Consider the following 19768-nt stretch of genomic DNA (forward strand, 5'->3'; position numbering starts at 1 on the left):
GAAACTATTCACAATCAACTTACATGCTTAGTATATTCTCCTTCAACACTATTGTCAACGTAAAAAAGTATAATTATTCCATAATAGTGTTAAAAGAAAAGCTTTGTTCATAAAGTAGACAAAAAACACACTCAAATGAATTTAAGTGTGCTGTATAAACTATTTGCATATTATTTTGCTTATTCAGCTGGCATGTTTCCTATAAGTGTATATTAGATGCCATCTTTTATATCGAGTATAAAGTTTGATATATGAACTGATCTGTCCTATTTGATCTAGTGTGAGGGAGGATTGGTGAGTGGATTTAAATAGGAAGTTTTGCACAACAGTCCAACCGCTTGCAATACGAATAAAAAATTAGAAACAAATTTTTAATATCACATCATCTCTTTTTACTGAAAATTCCTTTTAGCGTAACAAAGAGGTTAATTATAGTTCAACTACATTACGATAGGTTATCAATTATAGACGGTATTTTACAATACCGTTACTGTGCGTTTCAATGAGGTGAAAATATAACAAAAAGCTTGATAAAACAACGTTTGCAAGCAAAGTATTCGTAGGCCATTATTTTGCTTTTTCGTTATATCATATAGTATAATATTCAAAATCAGCAAGGATTTTTTCCTGAATTTTTGCTGATAAAGATGGAAAAATTTTTCGGCTTTATAGGTTGATAAAGTTATGTCGTAACAGGAAATATAAGAACAGATATATAAATAAATAAAAAGAACATAAAAACGCAAATAAAAACGAAAATGAGGGGAACTTTATGAGCCAAAATCAATTCGAATGTCGTATTTCAGAAGAAGATGTACAAATGTTAAGAGCGTTAGCTCACCCACTTCGTCTACGTCTAGTAATGGAACTTATGCAAAGAGGAACATGTAATGTAACACAACTACAGGAAGTATTAGAAATTCCGCAATCAACGGTTTCACAACATTTAACGAAGTTAAAGCAAAATAAAGTAGTGCGCTTTGAAAGACGAGGATTAGAAGTGTATTATCAAATCCATAATGATAAAGTAAGTGCGGTAGTAAAAACATTATTTTCTTAAAATTTGAATATTATGGAAAAAGACGTATGGAATATACGTCTTTTTTTATTTGTCAGAAAGGTAGTGAGAGAGTAAATATTAGCATGTGAGGAAGAAATGACTATCAATCAACATGCTGCCTTACGGAATATATTCTAAAAGGAAAAGAAAAAATAGAAAGGAGTGTAGTAAGCAAAAGGAGGGATAGTAGTATGGATGTGAAACGTGTGAAACAAATTTTATCTTCTTCAAGTAGAATTGACGTTACATATGAGGGCGTACCAGTATGGATTGAGAGCTGTGATGAGCAGAAGGGGAGTGCTCAAGTGTATGATGTATCTAATCCTGGTGAGAGCGTTCATGTGGACGTGACAGCTTTAGAGGAGAAATAATAAAAAAGACGCTTCTCAATTGAGAAGCGTCTTTTTTATTATTCCATCATATGTGCAATTTTCTTAGAGAACATAAGAAGTACTAATCCCAGTACAATTACGATAATACCGATACTTGCGAATACTTCTAAATATCCTAAAGATTGAGTGAAAGCAGCTAATTGTCCTGCTAATAAGTTTGCGAAGCCAGTACCAGCTAACCATACACCCATTAATAATGATGCTAATTTAACAGGAGCAATTGCACTTACCATAGATAATCCGATTGGTGATAAGAATAACTCACCGATTGTGTGGAACATGTAAGTGAATACAATGAATAGTAAGTTTGCTTTCATTGTAATGTTACCTTCATCGCTACCAGTTTTTAAAACAGCTAAAGTTAGAACTAAATATCCAATCCCTAGTAAAATCATGCCTAATGCCATTTTTGTTGGGATTTTCAAATCGCCATTTTTTGTTTTTGAAAGCTTAATCCATAACGCAGAAACAGGTAATGCTAGTAAGATAATGAATAGTGGGTTTACAGATTGGAACCAAGGTGTTGGAATTGTAAATCCACCAATTGTACGATCGACGAACTTATCTGTGTAAAGTGTTAAAGAACTACCAGCTTGCTCAAATCCTGCCCAGAAGAATACTACGAAACAAGTTAAAATTAAAATTGCAGCAGTACGTTTTTTCTCTTGTGTTGTTAAAGGTTTTTTCTCAATTGCTTTTGCATTTTTTTCTTTAGATTGTTTACCTACAACAGTTGTTCCGATAGACCCTAAGTAACGAGGTGCTAAGAAATTAAAGGCAAGCTGCCCAATAATCATACCGATACAAGCTGTTAAGAAACCGTATCTATAATCTGCAAAGTAACCGCAAATGAATGGAGCGATAAGAGCTCCTAAGTTAATCCCCATGTAGAAGATAGTGAAGGCACTATCACGACGAGAATCATTTTCGCTATATAATTGACCTAATAAAGTCGAAATATTTGGTTTGAAGAATCCGTTACCAATAACTAATAATCCTAATCCTAAGAAAAGTCCAGTTTTTGTGTTCATTGAGAATAATACAAAGTTACCAATTGCCATGATGATACCACCAATAGTAATGGCATGTCGCTTCGTAATGAAATGGTCAGTTAACCAACCACCAATAATAGGTGTGAAGTATACTAACATTGTGAAAATACCGTAAATTTGAACTGCAACTGCTTTATCAAATCCTAAACCGCCGCTTACTAAGCTCGTTGTTAAATAAAGAACTAATAAGCCACGCATTCCGTAATAACTAAATCTTTCCCATGCCTCTGTAAAGAACAACAAGTATAACCCTGGTGGATGTTTTTTTGGTGATTGTTGCTCTCCAGCTTTGTCTAATTTTAAAGCTGCATCCATTTTTGTTTCCCCCTAATCCTGTATAACGGATATTTATGTAATCATTTTAATTTACAAAATATTTAGAAGTCAATAGAATTATATGGAAATAGAAAGAAAATTTCTAAAAAAGTTCTATTTTTCTTCGACCGTTACTGTATTTTGCCCTGAAAACGAGATGATAAGCGTTTTCAAATGTAATAATTGAATTCTAAAAGAAAATAAAATAGTGATTAATCAGAAAATTTAGATTAAAACATTTATTCTGATATAAAGAAAATATATTCTATTTACTTTCTCAATATAACATATTGGGAATAAAAATACAAAACGAAATAATGTGACATTTAAGTGAATTGAAAAATAACCAGCTCCACAGAAGGGAGCTGGTTAAGGAAATATTATTTAACAAAGCGTTTTTCGATGTCATCTAGTAATAGGTTAGCAGCAATTACACCGCCAGCTGTATTCCAAATAACATCGTCGACTTTGTATGCTTTACCATTCTTTACGGCATTTAAATTTTTAAATAGAGGATCGTTTATATATTCTTTTTCTAGTTCAGATCCTTTTTTCTCATTTCCTTTATCGAATGTGAAGTAGAATAATACGTCACCATCCATAGCAGAAATACGCTCTTTAGATACGTTACGCTCTGCAAAATCATCTTTGTTTTGATCTCCAGGACGTTTAAATCCAAGTTCTTTTAAAATAACACCAGAGAATGTATCGCCATGATAAATACGAACATCACCAGGCATGAAACGAACCATAGAGATTTCTTGATTTACTTTATCGCCAAGTTTGCCTTTTAAATCTTTCATACGTGATTCGTAATCAGCTACAACTTTTTGACCTTCTTTTTCTTTATTTAATGCTTTTGCATAAAATTTGAAGTTATCTTTCCATTCACCACGTAATGTTTCTGAGAACACAGTAGGTGCAATTGCTTTTAATTGTTCGTACACTTTTTCGTGGCGCATTTTGTTACCGATAATTAAGTCTGGTTTTAAAGAAGCGATTGTTTCAACGTTAACTTGTCCTTCATCACCAACAACTTTTACATCTTTCATTTTATCCTTAATATGTGGATACCATGGGTCACCAGTCCAAGACTTTACAGCACCAACTGGTTTCACACCTAATTCAAGTAAAGCTTCAGTTCCTTCATTTGTTAAGATAACTACACGTTTTGGATTAGCAGGAACTTCTGTTTTACCCATTGCATGTTCTACAGTAACCACTTCTTTTTTATTATCTTCTTTTGTAGATTCTTCTTTGTTATTTGATTTTCCACAAGCGCTTAAAAGCATTGAAAATGCTAGTAAAAATACAAATACTGTAAACGATTTCTTCCGCATGAAATTCATTATGTACCCCCTATATGTTGAGAATATTTTTCAATAGCAAGCATGATATTAAGCCTTTATCTTTTGATTGTCAATACATATGGGTGAAAATAATTCTCATTTCCGTTGACAATGAGAATTAAGTTGAAATACACTAACAACGTATCATTATACATTGAAGGGGAAACGCTGCATGTTATTAAAAACAAATCGAGCAAAATGGATTGGATTATTTGTTGGAATCATTGCAGTCGTTATTTGTATTTGGGGAAGTATTATTTTCGGATATACAAATACGAGTTGGAAACTAGCATTGGATGCTTTTTTCCATTTTAACGGTTCCAATGAACATATTATTATTCAAAATGTACGTCTGCCTAGGGCGTTAATTGCAGCTAGTGTTGGTGCTAGTTTAGCCATTGCTGGTTGTCTTATGCAAACTTTAACTAAGAATCCACTTGCTTCTCCAGATTTTATTGGATTAAATTCAGGTGCTGCGTTCTTTATAGTTGTAGCAATTGTAATCTTTTCAGTAACATCATTATCAGCTTTCACATGGATTGCCTTTTTAGGAGCGGCGGTTGCAGCTGTACTTGTATTTGCTTCTAGTTCTTTAGGAAAAGAAGGGACTACTCCTCTTAAGTTAACGTTAGCAGGGGTCGCAATTAGTGCATTATTTTCATCATTAACACAAGGATTACTTGTGTTAAATGAAAAAGCACTTGAAGAGGTATTATTTTGGCTTGCTGGATCTGTGCAAGGGAGAAAGTTAGAAATTTTACAATCTGTATTCCCATATTTATTAATAGGATGGATTGCATCTCTTATGATGGCAGGGAAAGTAAATACATTGATGATGGGAGAAGACGTCGCGAAAGGACTTGGACAACGAACAATTTTAATGAAATCATTCGTGTTACTTATTATTGTACTGTTGTCTGGTGGTTCAGTTGCGGTTGCTGGCCCAATTGGATTTATTGGAATTATTACTCCGCATTTTGCGAGATTTCTTGTTGGAGTTGACCACAGATGGAGAGTGCCTTATAGCGGATTGTTAGGTGCAATACTACTAATATTGGCTGATATAGCAGCAAGATATGTCATTATGCCACAAGAAGTACCAGTAGGAGTTATGACAGCATTTATTGGAGCTCCATTCTTTATTTATATTGCACGTAAGAGAGGGCTTAGCAAATGAAGAAATATATTCCGTTTCGTATAGGAAAAGGTGAGCTCTCGTTTTTAATGTATAAACGAGCTTGTCTCGTCTTGTTAAGTTTACTAGTTGTTTTAATAGGATTATTCTTTGCGAGCGCAGGTATGGGAGACATGAAAATTGCTCCTTATGACGTATGGCAAGCAATTACCGGAAATGGCGATGCAATGTCAAATATGGTTGTAAATAAGTTTCGTATGCCACGTATTTTAATTGCTATCCTCGTAGGAATTGCGCTTGCGGTAGCGGGCTGTATTTTACAAGGGCTCGTTCGAAATCCACTTGCTTCTCCTGATATCATCGGGATTACGGGCGGGGCAAGTGTCGCAGTTGTATTATTTTTAGCGCTATTTAGTGATAAAAATAATGCGCTAACTGTAAGCATTCATTATATGCCGTTAGCAGCTTTTGCAGGAGCAACGATTGTAGCGGTTTTTGTATACTTATTTGCATGGAAAAATGATGGATTATCACCAATTATTCTCGTTTTAATTGGTGTTGGATTTTGGGCATTAACGAAGGCGGCAACAACATTATTTATGTTGTTAGCACCAATTTATCAAGCGAGCCAAGCGAATGTATGGATTACGGGTACCGTTTATGGCTCTTCTTGGCAAAATGTTATGGTACTTGCACCGTGGGTTCTCATTTTAACAGTAATATCATTTATAGCTGCTAGACATTTAAATGCGCAAGAGCTAGGGGATGATATTGCGGTAGGACTTGGTGTTCCTTTAACGAAGTCACGCGTATTCATGTTATTACTTAGTACGGCTTTAATTGGGGGAGCAGTTGCCTTCGCCGGAGGGATTGGATTTGTCGGTTTAATGGCACCTCATATTTCACGAAGGCTAGTTGGTTCTTTATACGGTGCATTGCTCCCAGTTGCAGCTATTGTCGGTGCAATTCTAGTACTTGCTGCAGATTTAATAGGGCGTACAATTTTCACACCACTTGAAATTCCAGCAGGGGTATTTACATCAGCAATTGGTGCACCTTATTTTATTTATTTACTTTATAAAAGTCGGAATTCATAAAGGGAGATGAATATGCAAAAAGCATTGGAGACGAAACGCTTGACGTTGTCTTATGGTGAAACAATTATTATTGATGAGTTGAATTTAGAAATTCCAAAAGGTGAAATTACAATCTTTATCGGTTCCAACGGTTGCGGGAAATCAACTTTATTACGTTCACTAGCTAGATTATTAAAGCCAACAACTGGTGACATTTTGTTAGATAATCAAGCTATTCAAAGTATGCAAACGAAGCAAATTGCTCGTCAAATGGCAATTTTACCGCAAGGACCGCAAGCACCAGAAGGGCTTACAGTATTGCAACTTGTAAAACAAGGACGCTATCCATATCAAACATGGCTGAAACAGTGGTCAGAAAAAGATGAGGAAATGGTACAGAAGGCACTTGCAGCAACAGGTATGACAGAATTTGCTGAGCGTGATGTGCATGCTCTTTCAGGTGGGCAGCGTCAACGTGCTTGGATCGCAATGACACTTGCACAAGATACAGATATCATTTTACTGGATGAGCCAACTACATACTTAGATATGACTCACCAAATTGAAGTGCTAGATTTATTATTCGAATTAAATGAAACAGAACAAAGAACAATTGTTATGGTATTACATGATCTGAATTTAGCATGCCGCTATGCAGATAACATTGTAGCAATTCAAGATAAACAAATATATGCACAAGGTAAACCTGAAGAAGTGGTAGATGAGAAACTAGTACGTGATGTATTCCGAATGGAGTGTCAAATTAGTACGGATCCGTTGTTTGGAACACCGCTTTGTATCCCTCACGGAAGAGGAAGACGTGTAGTTAAAGAAGTTGCTCAGGCAATGAGATAAAAAAACGATGAGTGATTCATCGTTTTTTTTATTTGGTACAAGAAAATAAGAGGAAGAGAGGAATACGTAAGCGACGTTTATACTCTTCTTCATCTTGAAAATAGGTTGGATTTGGTGTAGCTTCTTTTAATGATGTAATGGTAAATCCGGCTTGCTGTAATAATGTGAAATACTCTTCCGTTGTACGATGATATTTAATAACTTCTTGGTCAATCCATGGTTCAACCCGTTTGCCTAGTTTAAAGTAATCATCGACGAGCCAAATCGTTCTTTTACCACTTGTTTGTAAGCTTTCAAATGAAGAAGTAATAACGGGATGTTGAACGCTAAAGGTAAAGGTGCCATTTGTTTTTAAAGTTTGAAATACATTTTGAAAAATAGTATCAAGATGTTCAATATAATGTAAGGCGAGTCTAGATGTTACTAAATCAAAAGTGGAAGAGGGGTAGGTATAATCTTTGAGGTTTAAAAAATGAACAGATCCATTTTTATTTTCTAGTTGTTTTTTAGCTTTTTCATACATAAGTTCGGAGCCTTCAATGCCGGTATAAGAGTAGCATCCCTTCTCTAATAATTCCGCACCAAACTTAGCATCACCACAGCCTAAATCGAGAATTTGTTTTCCTTGTACATGACCAATGAGCTGAAAGAATACTGGTTTTTCAATGGATTCATTTGGGCTATTTTCTCGGTATCTTCGTTTCATATATTGTTCGAAAAATGCTGTGTTATTGTATACATCAGATTCTGTAAATGCCATGTTTGAAACCTCCCGAAATATTTTTTTAATTCTATCAAATATGAAAAGTAAATGATAGATTTATTGTAATGAATCATATATAATCTAGAATTGTAAGCGGTTACTTTAAACTATTTTTCTATAATAAATTCTGAAAACGTGTTAAGCTAGTAGAGGGATTATTAGAACTATTAAGACAATAATCCGCTTACATGAACGATGGGAGGCTTCACGATGTCTAGTAAAACACTTGCGAAATTTTTAGAAGAAAATTTAGAGGATTTAAAATCAAAGGGGCTTTATAACGTAATTGATCCGCTTCAGAGTTCAAATGGACCGATCATTACAATTGGCGGAAAAGAATATATTAACTTATCTTCAAACAACTATCTGGGATTAGCAACAGATAGCCGTTTGCAAGAAGCAGCAATTGGTGCTATTCATAAGTACGGTGTTGGAGCAGGGGCTGTTCGTACAATTAACGGTACTTTAGATTTGCATATTAAGTTAGAAGAAACAATTGCAAAGTTTAAACATACAGAAGCAGCAATTGCTTATCAATCAGGATTTAACTGTAATATGGCAGCGATTTCAGCTGTTATGGATAAAAATGATGCGATTCTTTCAGACGAATTAAATCATGCATCTATTATTGACGGTAGTCGTTTATCAAAAGCAAAAATTATTGTTTATAAACATTCTGATATGGAAGATTTACGCCAAAAAGCAATCGCGGCGAAAGAATCAGGTCTTTACAATAAATTAATGGTAATTACAGATGGTGTCTTTTCGATGGATGGAGATGTTGCAAAACTACCAGAAATTGTTGAGATTGCAGAAGAGTTAGATTTAATGACATACGTAGATGATGCACACGGTTCAGGTGTACTTGGAAAAGGTGCAGGAACTGTAAAGCACTTCGGTCTTTCTGATAAAGTTGATTTCCAAATTGGTACATTATCAAAAGCAATTGGGGTAATTGGTGGATATGTAGCAGGGAAACAAAACTTAATTGACTGGTTAAAAGTTCGTTCACGTCCATTCTTATTCTCTACAGCATTAACACCAGCTGATGCAGCAGCTTGCATGAGATCAATTGAAATCTTAATGGAAAGCACAGAGTTACACGATCGCTTATGGGAAAATGGCCGCTACTTGAAACAAGGATTAAAAGAACTTGGCTTTAACATTGGGGAAAGTGAAACGCCAATTACACCTTGTATCATTGGGGACGAAGTATTAACACAAGAATTTAGTAAACGTCTAAATGAAGAAGGTGTATACGCAAAATCTATCGTGTTCCCAACTGTAGCAAAAGGAACAGGGCGCGTTCGTAATATGCCTACAGCAGCTCATACGAAAGAAATGTTAGATGAAGCAATTCTTAAGTATGAAAAAGTAGGAAAAGAAATGGGCATCATTTAAGTAACGACATCTTTTGAATAGCTTGCAAATGAGGAGTGGGGAAAATGAAAAAAATTCTAGTAACCGGTTCTTTAGGGCAAATTGGTTCTGAACTAGTAATGAAACTTCGTGATGTATACGGCGCATCAAATGTTATTGCAACAGATATTCGTGAAACAGATAGTGAAGTAGTAACGTCTGGTCCATTTGAAACGTTAGATGTAACAGATGGACAAAAACTACATGATATCGCAAAGCGTAATGAAGTAGATACAATTATTCATTTAGCAGCTTTACTTTCAGCAACAGCAGAAAAAAATCCGTTATTTGCATGGAATTTAAATATGGGTGGACTTGTAAATGCTCTAGAAGCAGCTCGTGAATTAAACTGTAAGTTCTTCACGCCAAGTTCTATCGGTGCATTTGGTCCATCAACGCCAAAAGATAATACACCGCAAGATACAATTCAGCGTCCTACTACGATGTATGGGGTAAACAAAGTGGCAGGAGAATTACTGTGTGATTATTATCATCAAAAATTTGGCGTAGATACGCGCGGTGTCCGTTTCCCAGGTTTAATTTCTTACGTAGCGCCTCCAGGAGGCGGAACGACTGATTATGCAGTTGAAATTTATTATGAGGCGATTAAAAAAGGTGCATACACCTCATACATTGCTGAAGGAACATATATGGACATGATGTATATGCCTGATGCTTTACAAGCGATCATTTCATTAATGGAAGCTGATCCAAGTAAGCTAGTGCATAGAAATGCATTTAACATTACAGCAATGAGCTTCGAGCCAGAGCAAATTGCAGCGTCAATTCGTAAACACATTCCGACGTTTACAATGGATTATGCAGTAGATCCAGCTCGTCAAACAATCGCTGATAGCTGGCCAAACTCTATTGATGCAACAGCAGCAATGAAAGAGTGGGGCTTTAAAGCAGAATACGATTTAGACAAAATGACAACTGACATGCTGGCTAAGTTAAAAAAAAAGCTCACAGCTGAGTTAGTGATGAATTAATAGGAAGAGTCGATTCTTAGGAATCGGCTCTTCCTCATTTTTGGAAGGAGAGAAGTCTTATGCAAAGAGTTGATGTCGTATATGCACTAATACATGACGAAGAAACAGATAAAATATTAATGGTACATAATGTAGAACAAAACGTTTGGTCATTGCCAGGTGGGGCTGTGGAAAAAGGTGAAATATTAGAGGAAGCACTAATAAGAGAAGTGAAAGAAGAGACAGGTTTAACTGCTACGTTAGGTGGACTTGTTGCGATCAATGAAAAATTCTTTGAAGAATCAGGGAATCATGCGCTATTTTTTACATTCCGAGCGAATGTAGAAAAAGGTGAACTTATTGCGGAAGATGAAGGTGAAATTTCTGCAGTAGAGTGGGTGGGTCGAACAATTGCGAATGAGCGCTTCCCATACTATGACGGAGGATTTGAATATTTGTTAGAAGTAGCCATTCCATACAAGTTTCAACCAGAAACAAAGTAATTGAACGAAAAAACAGGAGCCACAAGGCTCCTATTTTCTATTCAATCGTCTTCAGTAATAATTTTTTCAGTAATGGTTTAATCTTCAGTCGTAAATCTTCAGCGTGATTTGCAACTAAGAAGTGATGGTTATAAATGTTTTTCATCAATTGATAAGTTGCTTCTTTCGCTTCGCCTTCTTCGATGAAGATACCGATTACTTCCATACCACTTTTACGCGCGAGTTTAACAGCTTCATGCGTATCTAAAATTCCGTCTTGTTGATAGTCTAGCGCAGAAGGCTCACCGTCTGTGAAGACTAGTAAGAATTTATGTTTCTCAGGTCTTTTGGCAAGCTTTTCAGAAACGATACGAATAATATATCCGTCGCGGTTATCTTCTTCTTCACGAAGTTGCATAATTTCTGGACCAACGTTTGGTAACGTTGAGTTTTTATAATTTACAACTTCATGGATAACGTTCGGCTTATCTTCAGGTTTAGCGCTAGAGGCATCTTCCCAAAATCCGCTAATAGCGTGCGGGATTTTTAAAGATTTTAAAGCTTCATGGAATAGTACAACACTCTTCTTCGTTTCTTCCATTTTGTTATACATAGAACCAGAACAGTCAACTAACAGTTGGAATGCAACGTCGAGCTCTTGTGATTCTTGCCCTCTTTTATAAAACATGCGAGGCTGCTTTTCAGTATAAATACGAAGGAATTTCTTACGAAGTCTTCCGTAATATTTATCACTATTTGCATTCGTTTTATTTTCAATCGTTTTTTCGATAATTTTCTTTAATTCTTTTACATCTTTATTAACGACTGATTTGATAGCTTGGTAATCCTTTTTCTCATCAGGATTTGGTTTACGTGCTTCTTTAAATGTATGAGAAGCGCCAGTGTTATATTTACCATATGCACCATCATTTTGACTAGAAGCGTGTGAAGCCCTTGCTTCTTCTGTATCAGCGCCATCAAAGTTGGATTGTGTACTTTTTTGAGAAGTACCTTGTACAGAACCAAGTGCTTGGTCGCCATCTTCTGATTCACGAGCAGTATCGCCCATCATGTTTGTTTTTGTTCCGCTTTCTAATTCAAAGCGTAAAAAGTTCTCGTTTTCGTTATTTTTATTTTCACGATGCCATGTGGAGAAACTTTCATCCATTTTGTTTTTATTTTCATCGTCATCTATAAGCTGCGTATCATCATTTGCTAAATCTTCGACGCGACAGTTCTTTTCGTCTGCAAGAACAGATAAATAAAGCGGTGCATGTCCGAAATAGTTGTTAAGCATATCACTTTCAAGAAGCTCCTCTAAGCGGTAGCGAATTTTCTCAACGATATACATAATATCTTCCGTATTACGAGCTTGGAATGTTTCATGCAAAATAGCTTCAATTTGTTCGAAATATTCATTATTAAACATTTCATATTTATCGCTCGTTAATGAAAGATAGCATAGGCAAAATAGACGATCACCGTGATAGTTACGAACGCGATTGATTTCATTTTGTGAGCTAAAGTAATTGCGATACATTTCTTTTCTTCTTTTAAAAACATGCTTCGTGCCAGGACGTAAGTTCTTTACAATTTCCTCAACGCGTAAATCTTCTAATAGAACAAATAATTGTGTTAAAAACTTTTTTAGGGGCGATTCTTGCAATTCAATCGCATAAGAACGAATTAAAGTCATGTCCGAGTAATGTTTATTACCAAGTGCTTTTAAGAACACTTCGCTTTTTAATCCGATTACTGTATCTTCTTCTTTTCGATCATCCCAAAAGTGACTAATGACAACTTTCTTTTCAATTTCGTCGTAGTATGCTTTATAGCCATATTCAAGATAGGCATCGTCTTCTTTTAGAAGGGCATACATTAAGTTTTCCATTTGTAGAAACAGCGACGCATCAATTTTTTTGTCACTAAAAATTTGTCTCATAAATTATCCCTCAAAGAAATAACTTTCTGCTAATTCACGGACAGTCATTTGTTCTGTTTCATCATTAAGTTTTGCAATTATGCTTCGTTCAATCGCTCGCATAACAGGAATATATACACCTAAATCACATGCGTCGATAATGCCACGAATACTTGCCGCTTCTTCACTTACACGTCCATCGCGAGCTAAAGGCATAAGGTCGCTTGCAAAGGCAACGAACTTTTCAATTGTTGCAACATCTTTTAATTTTGATTCTGCTAATAATAATTCTTTTAATGTATCACCTTGAATGTAAGGAACTTCAATAATAACGAAACGGTTTTTTAACGCTTCGTTTAGTTCACTTGTTCCAACGTAACCTTCGTTAATCGCAGCAATTACACGGTATTCGTCATCACCGTATACAACCTCTTGTGTAAATGGGTTTGTGATCATTTTACGGTAATCTAATGCGCCGTGAAGAAGTGGTAACGTTTCAGGTTTTGCCATATTGATTTCGTCAATATATAGGAAGTGACCGTTCTTCATTGCTTTCATAAGAGGACCGTTAACGAATGAAACTTCAGATGCACCATTTTTCGTTTGTAGTGTGTTGTATCCTAAAATACCCTCTACATCTAAGTCGACAGAGCAGTTAATGCTATGCATTGGTTTTTGGAATAAAGAAGAAAGAGTTTCCGCTAGTACTGTTTTACCACTACCAGTCGGTCCTTTTAATAGAATGTTCTTGCCAAGAAGAAGTGCTGTAATCGCATCTTCAATAATGCTATTATCAGACGCTTTATATATTTTCGTTCCGATTAAATGTGCGTTTTCACCAGCTTCTTGCTTATTCTTTTCATGAATCGTAGAAAGCTGTTGTTTTAAATCAGCATGTATATGAAATTGTTCTAACATGTATTTCCCACCTAACATTATTTTCATAAAGTAATACATCTTATGATAACTTGTTTTAATATGGTATGCAAAGAAAAGGAAGGAGGATAAAGGGAAAAGAAAAAGCAATCAAGATGAAGTTGATTGCCTACAGTAAAGGAGAAATGAGCCTCATGAAAGACTCCAATATGCGTTTTTTTATACTTCTTTTTTGGAAAGAGTTCCATTTAATTTCAGTTGAATGTTTAAAATCTTCTTCAAAATCACGTTTAATATCGTGAACTGTTTTTGATTCATAAAGTACACTAATAATTTCGTAATTCAATTCAAAGCTACGTACATCCATGTTCGCTGTTCCAATAGTTGCAATTGTATCATCAACGAGTACAATTTTTGCATGCATAAAACCATCTTTATAACTGTAAATAGAAGCACCAGCTTTTAAAAGCGGAGTGAAATAGGATTGAGATGCTTGATCACTAATGATGCTATCACTTTTACCTGGATATAAAATCCGTACATCTATTCCGGCAATTGCACTTAAGCGTAATAATGTTAAAGTTTCTTGATCTGGAATAAAGTAGGGTGTAGCGATCCAAATGGATTTTTTTGCAGAGCCCATAACAGCTAATAATGTATTACGAATACTTTTATCATCGGAGCTTGGTCCGCTTGCTACGATTTGAACAGCACCTTCTGCATTTGAAATCTCTTTACCTGGGAAGTATTGTCTATTCATGAATTGATCCCAGGAATAAGTATTTAAACCACTAGAGGCATAGAGCCAGTCTTCTAGAAAGATTGCTTGTAATTTATATAATGCTTTTCCTTCTATTTTTAAATGACTATCACGCCAAACAGGAAATTTCTTGGAACGGCCAAGATATTCATCACCGACATTGAGTCCTCCGGTAAAACCAATTTCGCCATCTACAATAACAATTTTTCGATGGTTACGATAATTGACAGTTTCAAGTAACCAAGCTGAAAAAATAGGGTCAAATTCTACAATTTCAATCCCAGCTTCTTTCATAGGTTGCAAAAATCGTCGTCTTAACGTATTACTTCCAAGGCCATCATAAAGGAAGCGTACAATAACACCATCTTTTGCTTTTTGTATTAAAGCATCTCGAACTTTTGTACCAATTTCATCAGATTTATAAATGTAGTATTGAATATGTATATGATGTTTTGCTTGCTCTATAGCTCGCAAAATTTCTGAAAATGTTTGATCTCCGTTTGTTAAAAGTTTTGTAGTTGTTTTATCTGCAGCAGGACCGCCTCCAAATTTTTGTATGACTTCTGTTAAATGTATGGAACGTTCATTTAGTGGGACTGTGAGTAATAACTCTAGTCTTCTTCCTTCTAATATTTCACGGAATAATTTTCTTTGTTCTTCTGAACGATGGAGATGTTTTTTTCTTCTCCAGCGGCTGCGCCCGAAAATAGCGTATAATAGCACACCTATAATAGGAAGAAGTGCTAATACTAAAAACCATGCTAATGTACTTTGTGGAGATCTATTTTCTATAAAAATAACGAATGAAATTCCTACGATTGTGATGGACCATAGAGCACCGACAAATGTATATAACGAGATATACGATGTATTTAATAGGAACAGAACGATAGATACAATTGTAAATATTAATAGTAATTGAACGATAGGCTTCTTCATTTCTATATAATTCCCCTAATCTTTTTTCAATATAGACTTCTTAAATAGAAGATGTAATATGACATCTTTATTATAAGGTGTTTTGCTTTTTTTACAAAATATAGACATTTCACCTATACTTTCCGCATTTGTCCTACATACAGTGTACTATCCCATTTTTTATCCCACTCTTAACGCATATGAAAATGAAAAAATCGAAAAGGAGCGGAGAAACATGAATTATATAGAAAATAATGGATTGTATTATCGAAATCATCATGGAGGACACAATCATGGTGGGCACAATCATAACGGTGGACATCATCACCATGGAGGACACAATCACTATGATCACCATCATCATCACGGAGGCGGATGGGGCTGGGGTGGTGGTAGTTCATGGGGAGGCGGATTTTTCCCTGGAAGCTTTGCAGGAGGAGTGTTAGGCGGACTAACAGCTGGTGCATTAACAGGTGCAACAAGTGGAGGGTATTATCCGGCTCCATATCCAGTAGCTTATCCGTCGCCATACCCTGTAACGTATCCAATGCCATACCCAGGTTATCAGCAAATACCATATTCGTATTAAACTAAAAAAGAGGCTATCCTCTTTTTTAGTTTAATACGGTATTTATTTATAAAATACTTCCAAAATTAAGGTGAAAATATGTTAATATTTTGTTATTGTAATTCAAAAACATATACATTGATGTAGAGTTTTATATTATTATTCGTGAATAATTATGTAGTATGTTCTAATTTCTATTTCGTTATTAAAAACAAAGAGATCAGATGTGAGTGGTATTAGTTGGAAACAAGGCTTGCATAGAGCCACTTAAAGGGATTGCAGTATAATAAGGTACGAAATAATTAGGGAGATGAGAAGCTACTATTTATAATTAGAACGGTATAATATTGCTTTTTATTACAAATAATATTATGTTATTTTAATCGGTCTATTCAAAAAGATAATTTATGTAATGGGCTAGTATTAGAAAATGAAATATCTCTATTTCTATGAAGAGAAACAGGTTGTGTTTTAGTCAGATAGAAGCAAGGAGAGATGCGCATGCTAGAACAGAGAGGTCATGCATTATATGACTCTTCATTGCGAGATTTAAAGTTAGCATTAGATGAGTCTTCAATTGTTGCAATTACAGATCGAAAAGGTCTTATTACATATGTAAATGATAAATTTTGTGAAATCTCTAAATACAAAAGAGAAGAATTAATTGGAAAAGATCACCGTATTTTAAATTCAGGACATCATCCAAAAACCTTTTTTCAAGACTTATGGAAGCGTATTTTGAATGGGAAAGTATGGACAGGTGAGATTCGGAATCGAGCAAAAGATGGTACATATTATTGGGTCAAAACAACAATTGTTCCATTTTTAAATGAAAAAGGAGAGCCATACCAGTTTATCGCAATTCGAAATGATATTAGTAGTAGAAAAGAAGCGGAACATAGATTGCGGCTAAGTGAAAGTCGTTATAGGGAACTTGCCTATCATGATGCTTTAACGAGTTTGCCTAACCGTTTACAATTAATAACGACCGTTAACGAATTGATTGCAGATAAAAAAGAATTTGGTATGATTTACTTTGATTTGGACCGTTTTAAATTAGTAAATGATACATTAGGTCATATGATAGGGGATTTACTTTTAAGTGAAGTTGCTTCAAGGTTGCATTATGTACTAGGAGAGAAAGATGTTCTGGCTAGGCTAGGTGGCGACGAATTTGTGCTGTTAACAAAAAATCATAGACAAGATGATATGAGTCAGTTAGCGACATCTGTGTTGTCATGTTTTCAGGCACCATTTATGCTGGAAGGCCATGAAGTATACATTTCAGCTAGTCTAGGACTTTGTTCTTATCCACAAGACGGACAAGATGTGGAAACGTTATTGAAAAACTCTGACTTAGCTATGTATAGTGCAAAAGAACAGGGGAGAAACGCTGCGTGTTTCTTTACAGATGAGCTACGCGCGAAAATAAATCGTAGAATGAAAGTTGAGTTTGCTTTGCAAAAGGCAATTCGTGATGAAGAGTTAGATGTAGCATTGCAGCCTATTATTGATTTGAAAACGAAGAGATATTCTGGTATAGAAGCTCTAGTACGTTGTATGACAGAAGACGGACCTATTTCACCAAGCGAATTTATCCCTGTAGCTGAAGAGTCTGGACTTATTATAAAACTAGGAGACTGGGTATTAGAAAAATCATGTCGCTTGTTTAAAACATTGCCGAATTATCAAGAAGGACTAAAGTTATCTGTGAATTTATCTATACAACAATTAATGCAGAAACGTTTTATTTTATCAGTACGTAGCATTTTAAAGAGAACTGGTTTTCCTCCGAACCGTTTAATATTAGAAATAACGGAAAGTATTGCAGTCCGCCATTTTGATTATATTATTGCTACATTACAAGAATTAAGAAATATGGGTGTTTTAATTGCTTTGGATGATTTCGGAACTGGCTATTCTTCCTTATATTATTTAAAACAACTACCACTGGATATTGTAAAAATTGATCGTAATTTTATTCGTGAATTTCATTATGATCACGCACAACCAGAACGAACGATTGTAAAATCCGTTATTGAAATTGCTCATAGTTTAAATTTAGCAGTAGTTGCTGAAGGAGTAGAAACAGTAGAGCAAGAGAGTTTGTTACAATCAATGAGCTGTGATTATGTACAGGGATTTTATTATGCGAAACCTTTATCTGTAGGAGAGCTAAAAGAAAAGTTAATTACAGATTTTTAATAAAAAAGAGAAGCCAGCAGCTTCTCTTTATTTAATCCGTTTTTTGTGAGTCTTTCATTAGTACTGGATAAAGAATAAGACCTAATACGAACAATCCAATTCCTAAGAAGAACGTTTTTAAATCAGCAGTTCCCGTTTTGATAACCCAAATGGAGTATACCAACGCCAATGTAGTAATGATTCCATCTTTTACTCGAGATCCTGGCAGTATATCATACGTTTCTCCTGTAATAACTAATTTTAATTGGTACAAGGTAGAAACAAGGTATGGAATTAAATACGCTAATGTTGCTACGACGATAGCGAAACTATACGCTTCTGAAACAGTACCAGAAATCGTTGAAAATAAGAAAATTTGCGTCATTACATTTGTAATCAATAATGATTTTGAAGGACTACCTTTTTTATTTGTTTTCCCGAAAAACTTAGGGAAAAGTCCATTTTTTGCTGCCTGGTAAGGTACCTCTGAACTAACAACAATCCAGCCAACTGTAGATCCAAATAAAGATATAAGAGCGAGTAAAGCCATTATATATGCACCTTTATTTCCAATTGCTAAATTTAATGCGTCTACTAATGGTTTTTGAGACTCTTTTAAAGCATCTTGCGGAAGAGCTCCCATTGTAAGTAAAGTAATTGACATGTAAATAAGAAGAGCGATAATTAATCCAAAAATCGTAGCTTTTTTTACATCGCGCTGTGATTTTGCACGATTAGAAAGCATAACTGCTGATTCAATACCGATAAATGCCCAGAGTGTTGCAATAGCAGCTGAATTGATTTGTCCACCTAATGAGATTGATTGTCCTGCTTCATTCATAAAGGTTTGACCGTCTCCGAAATTAGAGGCGTTGAAAATGAATAATGTAATTACAATAAACATTGTAAATCCAATAATTTTTGCAATGGTAGCAAGTAAATTCATGTTTCCAGCTCGATCAATATTTTGAGAAAGAATATATTGAATTCCCCACAGCATAAGGCTACATACGAGGAAAGTTAATCCTTTTCCGAGTTCCAGTGAAAATCCATTTATTGAAAAAAGAATTTGCTTACTTTGTAAAACTGGAAAGAATGTTGATAAATATCCAGCAAAGGAAATAATAACAGATGCTGTTGCAGCCCAGTTAGCAGCCCAATATCCCCATGCCATACTATATCCTGCAACTTTACCAGCTTTTTTTGAAGGAAACATCGCTTGAGCATAGCTTTGTGGTCCAGCTTTTAATTCTGGTTTCCGAATCGCTAAATTTCCAAATACAAGTGCAATCATAAATACGCCAAGGCCTGTAATACTCCATGCGAGTGTAGAACCCATTGGCCCTGATACTTGTGCTAAATTTGCTGGAAGCATAAATACGCCACCGCCAACCATATTCCCGATAACAAATGCTGTTAAAACCCATAATCCCCATTTTTTCGTTTCCATTTTTGTTAACTCCTTTGTAGTAAGTTTTGCTTAAACATCATTTTTTACTAGCTTTTTGACAATAAAAAAAGAGCCATGTAGATAAAAAAATACCTACATGGCTCTTTCGCCAAAGCGTAGGTACAACGGGAATAACCCTTGTACCTACGCGTAATTTTTCCGCTAGGTTTCAAGGGTTACGTATGATGATGATGTTTTTGTGCAAATGTAACTACAGTTGTT

General features: G+C 35.2%; 17 protein-coding genes. 10 read left to right on the plus strand and 7 right to left on the minus strand.

Going from position 1 to position 19768, the window contains the following annotated elements:
* Window positions 1-772: 772 nt before the first annotated feature.
* On the plus strand, window positions 773-1060 hold the full coding sequence (locus GD442_RS03105; RefSeq protein ID WP_000081428.1) for an ArsR/SmtB family transcription factor: 288 nt from the start codon (window positions 773-775) through the stop codon (window positions 1058-1060).
* Window positions 1061-1251: 191 nt separating this feature from the next.
* Window positions 1252-1431 carry an acid-soluble spore protein H gene (locus GD442_RS03110; protein ID WP_000382679.1) on the plus strand — a complete coding sequence of 60 codons (180 nt, stop codon included), beginning with the start codon at window positions 1252-1254 and terminating at the stop codon, window positions 1429-1431.
* A 38-nt stretch (window positions 1432-1469) separates the two neighbouring features.
* On the opposite strand, the gene GD442_RS03115 is transcribed toward GD442_RS03110, so the two are convergent.
* A complete protein-coding gene (locus GD442_RS03115; protein ID WP_000338314.1) occupies window positions 1470-2819 on the minus strand; it encodes a peptide MFS transporter in 1350 nt (449 codons plus the stop codon).
* Between the two features lie 380 nt (window positions 2820-3199).
* On the minus strand, window positions 3200-4168 hold the full coding sequence (locus GD442_RS03120) for an ABC transporter substrate-binding protein (RefSeq protein ID WP_001010276.1): 969 nt from the start codon (window positions 4166-4168) through the stop codon (window positions 3200-3202).
* A gap of 172 nt (window positions 4169-4340) precedes the next feature.
* Here GD442_RS03120 and GD442_RS03125 point away from each other — a divergent pair, with 172 nt between their 5' ends.
* Genes GD442_RS03125 through GD442_RS03135 form a run of 3 tightly spaced genes read left to right on the plus strand, consistent with a single transcriptional unit; the run spans window position 4341 to window position 7234 of the window.
* Window positions 4341-5345 (plus strand): FecCD family ABC transporter permease, encoded by a 1005-nt coding sequence (locus GD442_RS03125; RefSeq protein ID WP_000925232.1) that lies wholly within the window; start codon window positions 4341-4343, stop codon window positions 5343-5345.
* Window positions 5342-6400, plus strand: a complete 1059-nt coding sequence (locus GD442_RS03130; protein WP_000760056.1) for a FecCD family ABC transporter permease — start codon at window positions 5342-5344, stop codon at window positions 6398-6400. The genes GD442_RS03125 and GD442_RS03130 overlap by 4 nt, the downstream gene beginning before the upstream one ends.
* Before the next feature lie 12 nt (window positions 6401-6412).
* Window positions 6413-7234: an ABC transporter ATP-binding protein gene (locus GD442_RS03135; protein WP_001167962.1), complete on the plus strand. Its 822-nt coding sequence runs from the start codon at window positions 6413-6415 to the stop codon at window positions 7232-7234.
* Between the two features lie 28 nt (window positions 7235-7262).
* Here the strand turns inward: GD442_RS03135 and GD442_RS03140 are convergent, their stop codons facing one another.
* Window positions 7263-7994 carry a class I SAM-dependent DNA methyltransferase gene (locus GD442_RS03140; protein ID WP_000885971.1) on the minus strand — a complete coding sequence of 244 codons (732 nt, stop codon included), beginning with the start codon at window positions 7992-7994 and terminating at the stop codon, window positions 7263-7265.
* Between the two features lie 213 nt (window positions 7995-8207).
* Here GD442_RS03140 and GD442_RS03145 point away from each other — a divergent pair, with 213 nt between their 5' ends.
* From GD442_RS03145 to GD442_RS03155, 3 genes are read left to right on the plus strand one after another with little or no spacing between them, the layout of a single operon-like run.
* Complete coding sequence (locus GD442_RS03145) at window positions 8208-9398, plus strand: glycine C-acetyltransferase (RefSeq protein ID WP_159365037.1); 1191 nt, start codon at window positions 8208-8210, stop codon at window positions 9396-9398.
* Between the two features lie 44 nt (window positions 9399-9442).
* Window positions 9443-10408 (plus strand): L-threonine 3-dehydrogenase, encoded by a 966-nt coding sequence (locus tag GD442_RS03150; protein WP_000723125.1) that lies wholly within the window; start codon window positions 9443-9445, stop codon window positions 10406-10408.
* Window positions 10409-10467: 59 nt separating this feature from the next.
* Window positions 10468-10890 carry an NUDIX hydrolase gene (locus GD442_RS03155; RefSeq protein WP_159365038.1) on the plus strand — a complete coding sequence of 141 codons (423 nt, stop codon included), beginning with the start codon at window positions 10468-10470 and terminating at the stop codon, window positions 10888-10890.
* 37 nt (window positions 10891-10927) lie between these two features.
* Here GD442_RS03155 and GD442_RS03160 read toward each other — a convergent pair whose 3' ends face one another.
* The 3 genes from GD442_RS03160 to GD442_RS03170 all read right to left on the minus strand — a co-directional run bounded on the left by GD442_RS03160 (window position 10928) and on the right by GD442_RS03170 (window position 15365).
* Window positions 10928-12811, minus strand: coding sequence for a vWA domain-containing protein (locus GD442_RS03160; RefSeq protein ID WP_001248876.1), 1884 nt, complete (start codon window positions 12809-12811; stop codon window positions 10928-10930).
* 3 nt (window positions 12812-12814) lie between these two features.
* Window positions 12815-13708 carry an ATP-binding protein gene (locus GD442_RS03165; protein WP_000892983.1) on the minus strand — a complete coding sequence of 298 codons (894 nt, stop codon included), beginning with the start codon at window positions 13706-13708 and terminating at the stop codon, window positions 12815-12817.
* A 127-nt stretch (window positions 13709-13835) separates the two neighbouring features.
* Window positions 13836-15365: a cardiolipin synthase gene (locus GD442_RS03170; protein WP_000743030.1), complete on the minus strand. Its 1530-nt coding sequence runs from the start codon at window positions 15363-15365 to the stop codon at window positions 13836-13838.
* A gap of 214 nt (window positions 15366-15579) precedes the next feature.
* Between GD442_RS03170 and GD442_RS03175 the strand changes: the two genes are divergently transcribed.
* Together GD442_RS03175 and GD442_RS03180 are read left to right on the plus strand one after the other, a co-directional pair.
* Complete coding sequence (locus tag GD442_RS03175) at window positions 15580-15933, plus strand: hypothetical protein (protein ID WP_001106379.1); 354 nt, start codon at window positions 15580-15582, stop codon at window positions 15931-15933.
* Between the two features lie 480 nt (window positions 15934-16413).
* Window positions 16414-18117, plus strand: coding sequence for a putative bifunctional diguanylate cyclase/phosphodiesterase (locus GD442_RS03180; protein WP_000893345.1), 1704 nt, complete (start codon window positions 16414-16416; stop codon window positions 18115-18117).
* Window positions 18118-18148: 31 nt separating this feature from the next.
* Here the strand turns inward: GD442_RS03180 and GD442_RS03185 are convergent, their stop codons facing one another.
* The gene (locus tag GD442_RS03185) at window positions 18149-19546 is read right to left on the minus strand and encodes an amino acid permease (RefSeq protein ID WP_000448449.1); all 1398 of its coding nucleotides are present in this window, start codon (window positions 19544-19546) and stop codon (window positions 18149-18151) included.
* Between the last annotated feature and the right edge of the window lie 222 nt (window positions 19547-19768).

The organism is Bacillus sp. A260 (assembly GCF_009861435.1).
Lineage (GTDB): Bacteria > Bacillota > Bacilli > Bacillales > Bacillaceae_G > Bacillus_A > Bacillus_A cereus.

What these genes read in the sequence shown, in the direction of transcription:
- GD442_RS03165 (WP_000892983.1), bottom strand. Translation starts at nt 13,708, where the DNA reads ATGTTAGAACAATTTCATATACATGCTGATTTAAAACAACAGCTTTCT.
- GD442_RS03175 (WP_001106379.1), top strand. Translation starts at nt 15,580, where the DNA reads ATGAATTATATAGAAAATAATGGATTGTATTATCGAAATCATCATGGA.
- GD442_RS03145 (WP_159365037.1), top strand. Translation starts at nt 8,208, where the DNA reads ATGTCTAGTAAAACACTTGCGAAATTTTTAGAAGAAAATTTAGAGGAT.
- GD442_RS03130 (WP_000760056.1), top strand. Translation starts at nt 5,342, where the DNA reads ATGAAGAAATATATTCCGTTTCGTATAGGAAAAGGTGAGCTCTCGTTT.
- GD442_RS03170 (WP_000743030.1), bottom strand. Translation starts at nt 15,365, where the DNA reads ATGAAGAAGCCTATCGTTCAATTACTATTAATATTTACAATTGTATCT.
- GD442_RS03140 (WP_000885971.1), bottom strand. Translation starts at nt 7,994, where the DNA reads ATGGCATTTACAGAATCTGATGTATACAATAACACAGCATTTTTCGAA.
- GD442_RS03125 (WP_000925232.1), top strand. Translation starts at nt 4,341, where the DNA reads ATGTTATTAAAAACAAATCGAGCAAAATGGATTGGATTATTTGTTGGA.
- GD442_RS03160 (WP_001248876.1), bottom strand. Translation starts at nt 12,811, where the DNA reads ATGAGACAAATTTTTAGTGACAAAAAAATTGATGCGTCGCTGTTTCTA.
- GD442_RS03155 (WP_159365038.1), top strand. Translation starts at nt 10,468, where the DNA reads ATGCAAAGAGTTGATGTCGTATATGCACTAATACATGACGAAGAAACA.
- GD442_RS03105 (WP_000081428.1), top strand. Translation starts at nt 773, where the DNA reads ATGAGCCAAAATCAATTCGAATGTCGTATTTCAGAAGAAGATGTACAA.
- GD442_RS03135 (WP_001167962.1), top strand. Translation starts at nt 6,413, where the DNA reads ATGCAAAAAGCATTGGAGACGAAACGCTTGACGTTGTCTTATGGTGAA.
- GD442_RS03120 (WP_001010276.1), bottom strand. Translation starts at nt 4,168, where the DNA reads ATGAATTTCATGCGGAAGAAATCGTTTACAGTATTTGTATTTTTACTA.
- GD442_RS03115 (WP_000338314.1), bottom strand. Translation starts at nt 2,819, where the DNA reads ATGGATGCAGCTTTAAAATTAGACAAAGCTGGAGAGCAACAATCACCA.
- GD442_RS03150 (WP_000723125.1), top strand. Translation starts at nt 9,443, where the DNA reads ATGAAAAAAATTCTAGTAACCGGTTCTTTAGGGCAAATTGGTTCTGAA.
- GD442_RS03110 (WP_000382679.1), top strand. Translation starts at nt 1,252, where the DNA reads ATGGATGTGAAACGTGTGAAACAAATTTTATCTTCTTCAAGTAGAATT.
- GD442_RS03185 (WP_000448449.1), bottom strand. Translation starts at nt 19,546, where the DNA reads ATGGAAACGAAAAAATGGGGATTATGGGTTTTAACAGCATTTGTTATC.
- GD442_RS03180 (WP_000893345.1), top strand. Translation starts at nt 16,414, where the DNA reads ATGCTAGAACAGAGAGGTCATGCATTATATGACTCTTCATTGCGAGAT.